This window comes from Microbacterium sp. E-13 (genome assembly GCF_049912955.1).
Lineage (GTDB): Bacteria > Actinomycetota > Actinomycetes > Actinomycetales > Microbacteriaceae > Microbacterium.
Map to the genome: position 1 here is coordinate 389,750 of NZ_CP183973.1, position 13,153 is coordinate 402,902.

Sequence of the window (13,153 nt, forward strand, 5' to 3'; positions counted from 1 at the left end):
CCGAGATCGCGAGAGGCACCCTGGATGATCACCATCACGTTCGACGCGACGTGGTGGCTGGTGCTCGTGTTCGTCCTCGACGTCATCATCCGGGTGACGGCGATCATCGTCGTGCCGCGCAACCGGCGTCCGACGGCCGCGATGGCATGGCTCCTCGCCATCTACTTCATCCCGATCATCGGCGTCTTCCTGTTCCTGCTGATCGGCAACCCGCGCCTGCCGCGCAAGCGCCGGCGCAAGCAGGAGCGCATCAACGAGTACATCCACGACACCAGCGCCTCGCTCGACTTCGGCACGCTGCGACCGCACGCGCCCGGGTGGTTCACGTCGCTGGTGACGCTCAACCGCAACCTCGGTGCCATGCCGCTGGCCGGCGACAACGCCGCCCACCTCATCCCGGACTACCAGGAGAGCCTCGATGCGATGGCGGATGCCGTCCGCGACGCGGAGCGCTTCGTGCACGTCGAGTTCTACATCCTGCAGAGCGATGCGGCGACCGATAACTTCTTCCGCGCGCTCGAAGAAGTGGCCGCGCGGGGCGTCGTGGTGCGCGTGCTGCTCGACCACTGGGCCAACCGCGGCAAGCCGTTCTACCGAAAGACGCTCAAGCGCCTGGACGCCATGGGCGCGCAGTGGCGCCTCATGCTCCCCGTGCAGCCGCTGCGCGGCAAGTACCAGCGGCCCGACCTCCGCAACCACCGAAAGCTCCTGGTCGTCGACGGACGGGTCGCCTTCACCGGCTCGCAGAACGTCACGGACTCGACGTACAACCTGCGCAAGAACATCCGGCGCGGCCTGCACTGGGTGGACCTCATGGCACGGATCGAAGGCCCGGTCGTGGCATCCGTCAACGCGGTCTTCCTGAGCGACTGGTACAGCGAGACCGACGAGGTGCTGACGGACGACATCGACCTCTTCGACGTCGAGAGCGGGCCGGGCGACCTCGACTGCCAGATCATCCCGTCGGGCCCCGGGTTCGAGTTCCAGAACAACCTCAAGCTCTTCGCGGCCCTCCTGTACGCGGCACAGCGTCAGATCATCGTGGTCAGCCCGTACTTCGTGCCGGATGAGGCGATGCTCCTGGCCATCACGACGGCCTGTCAGCGCGGCATCCACGTGGAGCTGTTCGTGTCGGAGGAAGGCGACCAGGCGATCGTCTACCACGCGCAGCGCAGTTACTACGAGGCGCTCCTGCGAGCGGGCGTGAGGATCTGGATGTACAAGAAGCCCTACATCCTGCACACCAAGAGCCTCACCATCGACGACGAGGTCGCCATCGTGGGCTCGAGCAACATGGACATGCGCTCGTTCGGTCTGAACATGGAGATCTCGATGCTCGTCCGGGGCGAGGAGTTCGTGCGCGAGATGCGGGTCGTGGAGGACCGGTACCGTTCCCTGTCGCGCGAGCTCACGCTCGAGGAATGGGAGAAGCAGCCACTGCGCTCGACGGTGCTCGACAACCTCGCCCGTCTCACGTCGGCGCTGCAGTAGCGGCGACGCGCAGCAGCCCCTCGGCGACGAGGCGATCGACCGACTCCCGCACGAGCCCGGTGGCGTCCGCCCCGTCCGGCTCACCGTGCGCGGCGAGCGAGGCCGACACCAGCCCGCTGAAGGGGACTCCGGATGCCGCAGCCCACAGTGTCGGCGCGATTCCGGCCAGCACGTGCACGGTGCCGCGGCCGCCGGCATCGCGCGTCAGCACCGCGACGCGGTCGGGCGCCGTGAGCACGAGCTCGTCGACGGTGGCCGCACGGACATAGAGAGGCTCCTCGCCCCTGCCACCCTCCGGCGCCGTCTCGTGCGCGACCGGGGGAGCGATGACCGGCGCGGCCGGCGGCGCGGACGCAGCCAGGAGGCCGGGCACGATGCCCGACAGGTCGCCGGCCTCCCGGTAGCGCACGGTGCGGATGCCGCCGGTCGCCTCGGCGACGGCGGCGATGAACCGCAGCGCGTCGGACCGCTCCACGAGATGGCTGGACTGGGTGACGAGGTCGTCCAGTGCGTCGCCGACATCGATCCCGGCGACCACCGGCGCACCGCCGTGGTCGGGGCTGCGGTGCAGCAGCACGATCGCGCGCACGCGCAGGTCGCGGGGAACCGCGCCCAGTCCGACGGACGACGGCCCCCGTTCGGCCTTCGGCGCCCCCGGTTCCTCGATGATCGAAAGCGGCTTGCGGTAGGCGAAGACCCGGCCGTCGCGATCGATGCCGATGGTCTCGTCGGAGACGTAGCCGTAGTGCCGTCCGAGGTGGCGGGACGCGGTCGTCTTCCCGCGTCCTGACGGCCCCACGAACGCCACGACGTCGCCCTCGGGCGTGGCGATCCCGGCGGCGTGCAGCATCCACAGATCCGCTCGCCGGGCGTCGATGGCGGCGCGCGTGACCTGCCGCGACAGGGACTGGAGCATCCGGCTCCGATCGGATGCCCGGGGAACGACGGTCCGGGCGCACTCGTCGCTCGTCGCCGCTTCGGCGTCCGCCCAGGCCGCGCGCACCGCCGCTGCGTCATCGGGCTCGAGCGCAGAGAGATCGATGCCGACCGTCGCTCCGAGCGCGCTGACGTACAGCATCCCGGTCATCCTCGCAGTGTAGGCGAGACCGCCCGTCCTCTCAGGGGCGGGAGCGGGCGAGAGGCGGTGCTCTACTCTGGTGCCGTGACATCCGCACCGGCTGGGGAGCGAACGGAGCGTATCGCCTCGATCGACGGCCTGCGCGCGCTCGCCTTCCTACTGGTGTTCGCCTTCCATTCCTGGCAGTTCGCCGGGGCCCCCGACATCCCGGTGATCTCGACCGTGGTCGCCCAGAACATCCGGCCGGACTTCTTCGTCGTGCTGACCGGGTTCGTGCTGTTCCTGCCGTTCGCCCGCGATCCCTCACGCCTCGGCAGGTTCTCGACGGGACCGTACCTGAAGCGGCGACTGCGGCGGATCGTGCTGCCGTACTACGCGGCACTGGCCTACGCCATCCTGCTGCCGCAGGCGCTCGTGGTGCTCATGAAGGGGCTCGGCCGCGAGGCGTCCTGGCAGCCCTGGCCCAGCGTGGGGGACCTGCTCAGCCATCTCACGTTCACGCACATGTTCTTCCCGCAGTACTGGTCGACGATCAACGGCAGCCTGTGGACGATGGCGCTCGAGATGCAGCTCTACCTGCTCTTCCCGCTCGTGATGCTCGCCGCGGCGCGCTGGGGGCTGCGGGCCATCTTCGGCGCGATCATCGTGTCGGTGCTCTTCCGAATCTGTGTGGATCTCTTCCTGGGCGGCGCCGAGTTCGACGTCGTCTTCCTGTGGGCCGCGTCGGGGCTCGGCAGGCTCACGGAGTTCGCGTTCGGCATGCTGGCAGCGGTCGTCGGGTTCCGGGTCGCGGGGCGGGTGCGACCTCCGCACGCCCTCGCGGTGCTGGCGGTCATGGTCGTGGCGTACATCGTGGCGACCGAGCCCTTCTTCCGCGGCACGGTGCTGCCGATCCGCGACTTCGGGCTGTCGGTGCTCTTCGGCAGCCTGATCGTTCTGGTGCTCACCGTGCGTCCGGTCGCGGCCGCCTTCGCGTGGCGACCGGTGTCGTGGCTCGGCTACCGCTCGTACAGCCTGTTCCTCATCCACCAGCCGACGCTGTGGTACCTGTCGGAGTTCCTGCAGAAGTTCCTGCGCGTGCCCGAGGGGACCGGCTTGCTCGCTCTGCTCTGGACGGTCGGGTTCGCGGTCGTGCTCGGCGTCGGCCAGGTGCTCTTCGTCACCGTGGAGCGGCCGTGCATCACGTGGGCGAAGCGTGTGCCGTCCAGCCGTGCGCCGGCGGCGGGCCCGCCTGCCGCGCCCGCGTCGGTGTCGCCGCCCGGGCCCGCCTCGGCGGAGGAGCCTGCCGCGGCCTCGGTGATCGAGGCCCCCGGCGCGGCCGAGGTTCCCGTGACCGACACGGATGCCGGCGACGGGCCACCCTCGGCGAATCGGCGGCCACCGGGTGCCTGAGCTGGCGGTGCTCATGCCCGTGCGCAACGGCGAGGCCACGGTGCACCGGGCGGTCGCCTCGACGCTGCGGGCGCTGCCCGGCGACTCCGAGCTGGCGATCTGGGACGACGCATCCACCGACGGAACCGTCGCGGTGATCGAGCGGTTCGCTGATCGCCGCGTGCGGCTCGTGCGAAGCGAACGGCCGGAGGGCGTCGGCGCGGCGCTGCGCGCGCTGAGCGAGCGGACCGACAGCCGCTTCGTCGCACGGATGGATGCGGACGACGTGTGCCTGCCGTGGCGGTTCGCCGCTCAGACCGCGGGGCTGCGCCTGAGCTCCTGCCAGATCCTGTTCTCGCCCGTGCTCCGATTCCGCACATCGCCCCTGCGCGTCGCGCCGTCCGCGCCGACGGCGATCCCGCCCGCGGCGCTCCGGCTGCATCTGGCCGTGATGTGCGTGGTGATGCACCCGACGATGATCGCCCGCAGGCGTGCCCTGGAGATCGCCGGCGGCTACCGCGACACTCCGGCCGAGGACTACGATCTCTGGCTGCGCGCGGGAACGGCGGGGGTGCCGATGGGCAGGATGGCGCTGCCCACGCTCGCCTACCGACGGCACGCGGCACAGGTGTCGCTGACCGGCGAGTACTCCCGGCGGGTGAGCGCCGATGCGCTGCTCACGCGGTCCTACCGCGATTTCGTCCGGGCGACGCTCGACCTCGACATCGACTGGATGCCCGGTCAGCCCACCGGCTCCGCCGATGCGGCGGGCGCCGCCCGCGAGCTGCGCGCGCGGCTGGAGGAGCGATCCACGCGGCTGTCGCCGTGGCAGCGGCGACTGCTGCGCCGCACGATGCGCCGGCTGCCCTCCTGACCCGGGGGAGCGCGACTCAGCCGGTCGGCTGCAGCAGTTCGCGGACGTGGTCCCGCGCTTCCTCCGGCGTGCGGGCGAAGCGGGCGAGCGGGAATCGGCCGAGATAGTCCGCGAAGACGGCGGCGAGCTTGCCGTTGGCGTTGTCCCTGGCCACCACGGGGCGTCCCAGGAGGGTCGCGAGCACGGCGGCATGCAGGCGATCGGTGACCACGACGCGCCCGCGCAGCAGCGTCCTCTCCGCGGCGCCGACGAGGGTGCGGGCCGCAACGGCGTAACCCGGGTCGACGAAGCCGCGGGTGAAGCGGGGGAGGGTCCTCGGCACGCGCTTGGCGACCGAGCCGGGCGCCTTGGCGAGCTGCCAGGCCAGCTTCTCGAGGCCCGAGTAGTGCCAGTCGACGGTCTCGACCGACCACGGCCCGCCGCCGGCGAGCAGCGCGGTCCCGGCCGACTCGCTGTCGGTGCGCCGCAGCTGCACGACATCGACGCGCGGTCGCGCGCTCCGTGTCGGGCGATACCCGAAGGCGAGATCGGGGCAGAACTCGACGGGCACGCCGACGAGCAGCTCGGCGGCCCGCTGCAGGCTGCGGGTGTCGCGCAGCAGCACGGTCAGGTCGGGGTGGGCCAGGTACGCGGAGCGCACGCGCGCCGCGGTCTCGGGCGTCATCTCGATGCTCTGCGGGAGCTGCACGATCCGGCGGTCCGGGAAGTCTGCGAGCACGCGCTCGCGGAAGTGCTGGAAGAGCGCCCACCGATCGCCGAAATTGCCGCCGCCGTGCAGCAGGATCGGCCCGTCGGGATGCAGCTCGGCCAGATCGGCGGCGCGGTACCTCCCGACGGACGTCTGATAGCGCACGCGAGCGCCGAGGCGATTCAGGTACGCGCGCTCGCCGAGGTAGATGAGGGAATCGCCGGCGTTGTCGTGCAGCGGGAAGTCGACGAGGGCCACCGGGCTCCCGGGTACGAGGAGCCGATCCAGGACGGCGAGCGACTCCGACTGCAGGCCGTCCTGAACCGCATCGGGCGCCGCCATGGTCATCCGTGCCGGAGCATGCGACGCGCGACCGCGCCTGCCGAGTCGAGCGGCGCGCTGCGGATCGCCCACCACGAGAGCGCCACGAGGTAGCCCCGGTCGCGCGACTTGGCCGCCGCGGCCAGTTCCGCCAGGTTCTCGTCGGCGGCGAAGCGCCGGTAGCGGCGGAGGTTCTGCGTCAGCAGGTGCGCGAGCCGCCGGTCGCCGCGCCGCCGGGCGCCGCGTACGTGCCCGCGCAGCCCTCGCATCGCCGCCTCGCGGCCGGGCAGTCCCCGATTCGTGACGTTGGCGCTGTGACGGCGGTATCCGACCAGCTGCCGGTCCACCGCCGCGAACTCGCCGTGCTGCAGAAGCCGGAGGATGAGCTCGTTGTCCTCCGCGGGCTCCATGTCGCTGCGGCATCCGCCGACGGCGAGGTAGGCGCGGCGCTGGATGAGCAGTGTGGTGATCCGCGGGAACGTCACCGCGCCGGCCAGCATGTCGTGTGCGGAGGCCGCGGGTGCGGGCCAGCCGGTGCCGAACGGAGTGCCCTCGGCGTCCATGTACCACCCGCCGGTGTAAGCCGCGATCGCGGCCGGCGCCGCCGCCAGCGCGTCGAGCTGGCTCCGGATCCGGTCGGGATGCCAGACGTCGTCGTCGTCGAGGAACGCGATCCATTCCCCGCGGGCGGCCTCGACCCCGGTGTTGCGGGCGACCGAGAGCCCCGCAGCATCCTGCCGCACGTACGACACCCCGAGCTCGGCCGCGATCGCGGCGAGCCCTGGTGCGGGTGCACCGTCGTCGACGAGCACGATCTCGCCGACGGCGGCCGTCTGCGCGCGGACCGAGGCGACCGTCTCGCGGAGGTAGCGTCCATCGCGGTTCGTGGGGATGATGACACTGACCGACCGAGGGTCCACGCGTCCTCCCGGTTCGCATCCGCCGCGGCGGGTCGGGCCGCGAGTCCTGCATAGTGTAATCCGGGGAGGGCGAGCCGGATGGGTGCAGTGAAGCAGGCGGTGTGGCGGGCGTCGCGGCCGGCCCGCAGAGTCGTGAGCCATCTCCGCTGGCGCGCCCGCCGGGCGGGGACGGCCGTGGTGGACCGGCTGCGTCGCGGTGACCGCACCGTCATCGCGACGCCGGGAGGCATGCGGTTCGGCAACTGGGCGTACCTGTGGCTCGCTGCGCACCAGCGCACGAGCGCCGGCCAGCCGACCCTCGTGCTGGAGGTGCCCGGGATGGCGCCGTGGATCGAGCAGTTCCCGGCGCTCGCCGCGCTGACGATCCGGAAGGACGACCTGCGCTTCCATGATCGCCGCCAGTGGCGCGGCGGGGCCGCGCTGCAGCGCTTCGGTGTCGACTTCACGCGGGGGGAGCTCCAGCGTTTCGTCAGGGAGGCCCTGGCCCCCGGCATCCCGTCGAAGGAGCCCGCGTCGGTCGTGATCAACATCCGGCGCGGCGACTACTACGCGTACGCGGGCTTCCGCGGGGTCTACGGCATGGACATCGAGGGGTACGTGCGCGCTGCGCTCGCGGCCGTCGATCCCCCGGCCACGATCCTCGTCGTGTCGGACGATCCGGAGTGGTGTCGAGAGAACCTGGACGGGATGCTGCGAGCCGAGGCGGCGGACGTCGCCTACGCCGAGCGCGACCCCGTGGGCAACTTCCTCGCGATCGCCTCCGCGCGCACCCTGATCGGCATGAACTCCACCTTCTCCTACTGGGGCGGCTACGCCGCCGATGCGATCCGTGAGGACGCCCGCATCGTCATGCCGAGGTTCCACGCCCGCCTCGAGAGCGGCTGGGACGCGTACCAGCTCGACCCGCGGTGGACGGCGCTGGAGGGCTTCGACGGCCGCGACTCCCCGGGAGCGGGCACGCCCGATGCCGGGCCCGACGTGCTGGATAGAGTGTGACCGTGACGCAGACCGAGCCGGCCGGGGTCTCAGTGCCTCTCGCGGTGCGGCTGCTCCTCGGACGCGCGGCGGTGCAGGTGATCGCGACCGACGTCGGGGCGGATCTGCTCCACATCAAGGGGAACGCCGTCGACCGCTCGCTGCGCGGGCGCGACGCCCCGGGCACCGACATCGACGTCATGGTGCGCCCGACGCATATCCCCCGGCTGCACGACGCGCTCGTGCAGCACGGCTGGGTCGTGTACAGCTCGTTCGTCTACGGCTCCCCGTTCGGCCATGCGCAGACCTACCGGCACCCCGATTGGGGCTACCTGGATCTGCACCGCATGTTCCCCGGCATCCGGCTCGACCCCGAGGCTGCGTTCGCCGAGCTGTGGCGCGGTCGCTCCGAGCGGGAGTTCGCCGGAACGCCGGCCGCGGTGCCCTCGGTGACCGCGCAGGCGCTCCTGCTGGTGCTCAACGACGTCCGCTCTCGGAAGGCCGAGCAAGCGATGGCGACGTGGGTCGATGGGCCCGGTCTCGATCGGGCCGAGGTCGCAGCGCTGGTGGGCCTCCTCGACGCGCGCGTCGCCTTCTCGGCGGCGACCGGCGATCTCGCGCAGCATCGCCGCGAGCCCGACTACCGGCTGTGGAAGGGAATCACGCAGGGGAGCACCCGCGCCGGCGAGTGGTGGGCGCGCGCGCGAGCGGCGGGCACGGTGCGGGAGGCGGCGGCGATCCTAGTGCGGGCGCCGCTGGCGAACGTCGAGCGGCTCACGCACAAGCTCGGGCGTGCCCCGACGCGCGGGGAGCTGGTGCGGGCGACGGCGATGCGCCCCGTCCGTGCGCTGCGGGAGCTGCTGGTCAGCGTCGGACGGCGGTTCCGCCGGTGATGCGCGTGGGGCCCCGTGTGGCGGCCACCGCGTACGACGACAGCGTCTACGTCGCGCACCTGCCCGACGGACCGATCCAGATCCTGGAGGGCACGGCCGCGCTCATCTGGTCGCACGCCCTGTCGGTGCCGCGATCCCGGCTCGCAGCCGCCGTGGCGGACGACGTCGAGGGCGACCCGGCCACGGTCCGCGCCGAGGTCGTCGCCTTCGTGGACGCGCTGATCCGGCAGGGCCTGCTGGTCGAGGACGACACCTGATGCCGCCCCGGACCGTGAGGATCGCGATCGTCGCGCTCGCCGTCGTGGCCGGTGCCCTCGCCCTGACCGCCGCCCTTCTGGTGCCCGCGGGGCTGCCCTACGACGAGCCCGCCCACTGGGCGAACGTGCTCTCCTACGCCGAGCACCTGCGCCCGCCGGTGCTGGGCGAGCCGGGGGTCACCTACCAAGGGCAGCAGACCCCGCTGTACTACGTGGTCGCCGCCGCTGCCGTCCGGCTCTTCGGAGAGACGGATGCCGCGTTCCTCGCCATCCGCCTGCTCGGCGTCGTCGGAGCGGTCGCGCTGACGCTGCTCACGGGCGCGATCCTTCAGCGGAGCGTTCCGGACAGGCCCCTGGTCATCGTCGTCGGCGCCGCCTACATCGCGCTCAACCCGATGTTCGCGGTCATCGCCGGCTCCGTGCAGAACGACACATGGACGCTCGTCTGGGCGTTCGCGCTGCTGTGGTCGGCACTGCCACTCATGGACACGGCGCGCACCCCGTCACGTCCGTGGGCATGGGGCCTGCTGCTCGGCGCGCTGGGGTCGGCGGCCATCCTCACCAAGCTCAGCACGGCGCCCGCGGTGGCGGCGGTGCTGGTGCTCCTGCTGCTGCGCCGCCGGGTGGTGATCGCACTCGTGGCGGCCGGGGTGCTGCTCGTGGCCTGCGGCTGGTGGATCGTGCGCAACCTCCTGCTCTACGGCGATCTCACCGGGCAGGCGGGTGTCGAACGGGCGGGCTACGAGTTCGGTCAGGGGGCGCTCGGACCGCTCCATCTGGCTCGCTCCGCGCTGACGTACCTCTTCCTCCCCACGGAGTACCTGCGCAACTCGATCTCGGCCCCGTGGTGGATCGACGGCATCGTGATCGTGCTGGGTCTCGCGGTGGCCGTCGGGGCGGTCGTGCTGGCTGTTCGCGTGCGTCGCGATTGCGCGCCGGGCTCGCTCCTGCTTCTCGTGACAGTCGGCGCCGTGGCGGTCGCGGCATGGCTCGCGCAGAGCGCGTTCGGCTGGCATGTCGCCTTCCGCACGGCGTACGGGGTGCTGCCGCTGGTGGCGCTGGCGTTCGGCTGTGCGACCCAGGCGGTGCGGTCGCGCCGGGGCGGCATCGCCATCGGGATCACGCTCGGGATGCTGCTGCTCGTGGTCGCCGCATGGGTCGCGGTCGCAGCATCCGTCGAATCCCCCCAGCTCACGCCCTGAGCACCTGCGATACTGAATCGACGATCGGGAGGACTCGTGGGCCAGGTCTCGGCGCGCACGCATCGACTCCGCGACATGCTCGGGCGCTGGTGGCCGGGGGCGTGGCGCTGGGTGCTGCTCGCCTCCGGGGCGGCGCTGAGCAGCTACCTGATCCTCGATCGCGGGCTGCGCAACGGCGTGATCTCGGCGGTCCTCATCGGCATGCTCGTCATCGGCGCGGCCCTCATGCCGCGTATTCCGCTGGCGATCGCGCTCCTGGCCACCCCCGGCCTCATCGTGGTGCAGCGCGTCGGGCTGGGCGGCACCGATCTGACGGTCTCGGACGTCGCCCTGGCGGCGGCCTTCGGGTCGGCCCTGCTGTTCGGCACGTACCCGCTCAGCTCCACCATGCAGCAGCTGCTCGGGCTGAACCTCGTGTATCAGTTCACGACCCTCCTCACCGTGATCGTGAACCCGTTCGCGCAGAACACGGTCGAGTGGTTCCACGCGTGGCTGCTGATCTCGGGCGCCCTCCTCGTCGGCTGGGCGCTCGGGCGGGCGGGGCTCGCGCACGCCGCGTTCGGCCTCCTGATCGGCGCGATGCTGGTGGTCGCGGTGGGAATCATCGTCCAGGCGATCATCACCTTCGCCCACGGCGAGTTCGTGGGCATCGCGCCGAAATGGCCGATGCCGATGCACAAGAACGCCGCGGGCGACATCCTCGCGATCGGAGCGGTCGTCGCCCTGGTGAACCCGCGCTGGGCCGGGTGGTCTGATTCGGCGGCGCGCATGACGTTCTGGACGCTCACCATCGCCGTGGTGCTCACCCAGTCGCGGCAGGCGATCATCGGACTCGTGGTCGCCGTCCTCGTGGTGAGCCTCCGGCGGGGGGCGTCGCGCCGCGCACGGCTGGTCCTCCTGCTGGTGCTGCCCGCCATCTGGTTCGTCGTGTCGATGGTCATCGACCAGATCGAGACCGGCAACCGGTTCAACTCCTTCTACGTCCGGGTCGAGTGGATGCAGCAGGTGTACGCGCTGTGGAAGCACTCGCCGATCTTCGGCCACGGACTGCGCTACTGGTACGTGCACGAGTGGGCTCTCTTCCAGCCGCCGCAGGCCGAGCTCGAGGTGCTCGCCTCCGCAGGGGTGATGGGCCTCCTGGGCTTCCTCATCATGTGGGTGGGCTTCATCGTCGTGCTGTGGCGCGTGGATCCCCGCTTCGGCACCCTCGCCGTCGCCGCGGTGCTGAGTCGCATCACCCAGGCGCAGTTCGACCTCTTCTGGGTCGCGGCCCAGGTCTCGGTGCCGTTCGTCGTCGCCGGCGTGTGTCTGGGCGCGCAGGCGCTGTTCGCCGCGAGAAGTCCGGACGGCAGGCACGCGGATGACTTAGCATGGAGCATTCGTCCGGGCGACCGATACGCGGTGCCCGCCCGCTCAGGGAAGACGTTGGGGGAAGGCGCCGATGGAACTGCGTGACTACATGCGTGGGCTGCGGCGCCACTGGCTGGCGATCGTCCTCATCACGCTCGTGGGTCTGGGGACCGGCTATGCCTGGACGCTCCTCCAGACTCCCGTGTACGAAGGATCCGCGAGCGGGCTGCTCAAGCCCATCCTGACGGCGGATGAAGCGGCTCAGACCTCGTCTTCCGCCGAAGACGCGATGGCCCGAGCGAAGATCCCCACGTTCCTCGACCTCGCCGAGTCCGAGCGCGTCGCGCAGGGGGCGATCGACGAGCTGGGGCTGGAAACCACGCCGGCCGCCGTCATCAACCGGATCACCGTGACCAACCCGACGGCGACGTCCATCTTGAAGGTGAGCGCTCAGGCGGCGACCCCCGACGAGGCCAGCGACCTGGCGTCCGCGTGGATCGCGTCGCTCGGCCAGGTGGCCGACGAGGTGCTCGGCGACGGGTCCGCGGGCTCGTCGGACGTCACGGTGGAGGCGTATGACGCGGCCGGCAAGCCGACGAGCCCGATCTTCCCCGACGTCAACACGGCGGTCGTGGTCGGCGGTGTGCTCGGACTCGGCTTCGGCATCGCGTTCGCCCTCGTGCGCACGGTGTCGGATCGCCGCATCCGCATCGCCGACGACATCGAAGCCCGCGTGGGGGTGCCGGTCGTCGGCACCATCCCGGTGGCCGAAGGCCTCAGCCGCGAGTCGCGGATCATCGCACCCGCCGACCCGACGGCGAAGGGCAGCAAGTTCGCCGTGTCGGAGGCGTTCCGCTCGCTCCGCACCAACCTGCAGTTCATGGATGTCGACGACCCGCCGCGTTCGATCGTGGTGACGAGTCCGCTGCCCGGCGACGGCAAGTCGATGGTCGCGGCGAACATCGCCGTGGCCCTGGCCGAGAGCGGCCGGCCCGTCGTTCTCGTGGACGGGGACCTGCGGCGTTCGACCGTCGCGAAGACCTTCGGACTGCCCAGCGGGGCGGGACTCACGGATGTGCTGGCGGGCCGCGCCGACCTCATCGACGTGATGCATCGCACGCCCGTCTCGGAGCACCTCGTCGTACTCACCGCGGGCAGTGTTCCGCCGAACCCCAGCGAGGTGCTCGGCTCGGCGCGCATGCGCACGGTGCTGTCGGACCTCACCAAGCACGCGATGGTCATCGTCGACGCGCCGCCCCTGCTCCCCGTCACCGACAGCGCGATCCTCGCGCATCAGACGGACGGGGCGATCCTGGTCGTCGGGCTGGGCAATACCACGTACGACCTCGTGGTCAAGGCCCAGGACGCGCTGGCCAAGGCGTCCGGCCGCCTGCTGGGCATCGTGCTCAACCGGGCGCCCCTGAAGGGCGCCGACGCCTCGCCGTACTACGACTACCGCAAGGGCTATTCGGCGCACCTCGGCGAGCAGACGGAGCCGGGGGCTCCGGCGGAGCCCGTCTGGGCCGATGACCCGGCCGCGGCCGGTGCCGCGGCGAAGGGGCGCGCCACGTCGACGAAGTCGTCTGCCGCCGGAAAAGGCACCGGCAAGGCTGACGCCGACTCCGTCGCTGCGCCGGCCGGAGACTCCGGTCAGGACTTCGAGTCGTTCATCGCCGGCATCGACGGCGCGGTCCCGACGGAGCCCCGCCGCCGCGCCGGCCGGAACTGATCCG

12 protein-coding genes are annotated in these 13,153 nt (G+C 71.6%); 9 read left to right on the forward strand and 3 right to left on the reverse strand.

The window, feature by feature from the left end:
- Nucleotides 1-24 precede the first annotated feature (24 nt).
- The gene (gene cls / locus ACN9MP_RS01850) at nucleotides 25-1,491 is read left to right on the forward strand and encodes a cardiolipin synthase (protein WP_426323412.1); all 1,467 of its coding nucleotides are present in this window, start codon (nucleotides 25-27) and stop codon (nucleotides 1,489-1,491) included.
- On the opposite strand, the gene ACN9MP_RS01855 is transcribed toward cls, so the two are convergent.
- Nucleotides 1,472-2,578 carry a hypothetical protein gene (locus ACN9MP_RS01855; protein ID WP_426323414.1) on the reverse strand — a complete coding sequence of 369 codons (1,107 nt, stop codon included), beginning with the start codon at nucleotides 2,576-2,578 and terminating at the stop codon, nucleotides 1,472-1,474. The two genes, cls and ACN9MP_RS01855, sit on opposite strands and share 20 nt — an antisense overlap.
- 75 nt (nucleotides 2,579-2,653) lie before the next feature.
- On the opposite strand from ACN9MP_RS01855, the gene ACN9MP_RS01860 reads away from it, so the two are divergent.
- Together ACN9MP_RS01860 and ACN9MP_RS01865 are read left to right on the forward strand one after the other, a co-directional pair.
- Nucleotides 2,654-3,961 (forward strand): acyltransferase family protein, encoded by a 1,308-nt coding sequence (locus ACN9MP_RS01860; RefSeq protein WP_426323416.1) that lies wholly within the window; start codon nucleotides 2,654-2,656, stop codon nucleotides 3,959-3,961.
- Nucleotides 3,954-4,814, forward strand: coding sequence for a glycosyltransferase family 2 protein (locus tag ACN9MP_RS01865; protein WP_426323418.1), 861 nt, complete (start codon nucleotides 3,954-3,956; stop codon nucleotides 4,812-4,814). Before ACN9MP_RS01860 ends, ACN9MP_RS01865 begins: the two co-directional genes overlap by 8 nt.
- A gap of 16 nt (nucleotides 4,815-4,830) precedes the next feature.
- Here ACN9MP_RS01865 and ACN9MP_RS01870 read toward each other — a convergent pair whose 3' ends face one another.
- Together ACN9MP_RS01870 and ACN9MP_RS01875 are read right to left on the reverse strand one after the other, a co-directional pair.
- Nucleotides 4,831-5,844 (reverse strand): polysaccharide pyruvyl transferase family protein, encoded by a 1,014-nt coding sequence (locus ACN9MP_RS01870; RefSeq protein ID WP_426323420.1) that lies wholly within the window; start codon nucleotides 5,842-5,844, stop codon nucleotides 4,831-4,833.
- Between the two features lie 2 nt (nucleotides 5,845-5,846).
- Nucleotides 5,847-6,743, reverse strand: a complete 897-nt coding sequence (locus tag ACN9MP_RS01875; protein ID WP_426323422.1) for a glycosyltransferase family 2 protein — start codon at nucleotides 6,741-6,743, stop codon at nucleotides 5,847-5,849.
- 78 nt (nucleotides 6,744-6,821) lie between these two features.
- Here ACN9MP_RS01875 and ACN9MP_RS01880 point away from each other — a divergent pair, with 78 nt between their 5' ends.
- The 6 genes from ACN9MP_RS01880 to ACN9MP_RS01905 all read left to right on the forward strand — a co-directional run bounded on the left by ACN9MP_RS01880 (nucleotide 6,822) and on the right by ACN9MP_RS01905 (nucleotide 13,149).
- Entirely contained in the window at nucleotides 6,822-7,739 is a 918-nt protein-coding gene (locus tag ACN9MP_RS01880) for an alpha-1,2-fucosyltransferase (RefSeq protein WP_426323423.1), read from the forward strand.
- Nucleotides 7,740-7,741: 2 nt separating this feature from the next.
- On the forward strand, nucleotides 7,742-8,611 hold the full coding sequence (locus tag ACN9MP_RS01885) for a nucleotidyltransferase family protein (RefSeq protein WP_426323425.1): 870 nt from the start codon (nucleotides 7,742-7,744) through the stop codon (nucleotides 8,609-8,611).
- Nucleotides 8,612-8,628: 17 nt separating this feature from the next.
- Nucleotides 8,629-8,868 carry a PqqD family protein gene (locus ACN9MP_RS01890; RefSeq protein WP_426323427.1) on the forward strand — a complete coding sequence of 80 codons (240 nt, stop codon included), beginning with the start codon at nucleotides 8,629-8,631 and terminating at the stop codon, nucleotides 8,866-8,868.
- Nucleotides 8,868-10,070 (forward strand): hypothetical protein, encoded by a 1,203-nt coding sequence (locus tag ACN9MP_RS01895; RefSeq protein ID WP_426323429.1) that lies wholly within the window; start codon nucleotides 8,868-8,870, stop codon nucleotides 10,068-10,070. Before ACN9MP_RS01890 ends, ACN9MP_RS01895 begins: the two co-directional genes overlap by 1 nt.
- Nucleotides 10,071-10,145: 75 nt before the next feature.
- Nucleotides 10,146-11,525, forward strand: a complete 1,380-nt coding sequence (locus tag ACN9MP_RS01900; protein ID WP_426323431.1) for an O-antigen ligase family protein — start codon at nucleotides 10,146-10,148, stop codon at nucleotides 11,523-11,525.
- Nucleotides 11,512-13,149 (forward strand): polysaccharide biosynthesis tyrosine autokinase, encoded by a 1,638-nt coding sequence (locus tag ACN9MP_RS01905; RefSeq protein ID WP_426323433.1) that lies wholly within the window; start codon nucleotides 11,512-11,514, stop codon nucleotides 13,147-13,149. The genes ACN9MP_RS01900 and ACN9MP_RS01905 overlap by 14 nt, the downstream gene beginning before the upstream one ends.
- Nucleotides 13,150-13,153 lie beyond the last annotated feature (4 nt).

Coding starts and splice junctions, on each gene's coding strand:
- cls (WP_426323412.1), top strand. CDS start 25: ATGATCACCATCACGTTCGACGCGACGTGGTGGCTGGTGCTCGTGTTC.
- ACN9MP_RS01855 (WP_426323414.1), bottom strand. CDS start 2,578: ATGACCGGGATGCTGTACGTCAGCGCGCTCGGAGCGACGGTCGGCATC.
- ACN9MP_RS01880 (WP_426323423.1), top strand. CDS start 6,822: ATGGGTGCAGTGAAGCAGGCGGTGTGGCGGGCGTCGCGGCCGGCCCGC.
- ACN9MP_RS01900 (WP_426323431.1), top strand. CDS start 10,146: ATGCTCGGGCGCTGGTGGCCGGGGGCGTGGCGCTGGGTGCTGCTCGCC.
- ACN9MP_RS01905 (WP_426323433.1), top strand. CDS start 11,512: ATGGAACTGCGTGACTACATGCGTGGGCTGCGGCGCCACTGGCTGGCG.
- ACN9MP_RS01895 (WP_426323429.1), top strand. CDS start 8,868: ATGCCGCCCCGGACCGTGAGGATCGCGATCGTCGCGCTCGCCGTCGTG.
- ACN9MP_RS01870 (WP_426323420.1), bottom strand. CDS start 5,844: ATGGCGGCGCCCGATGCGGTTCAGGACGGCCTGCAGTCGGAGTCGCTC.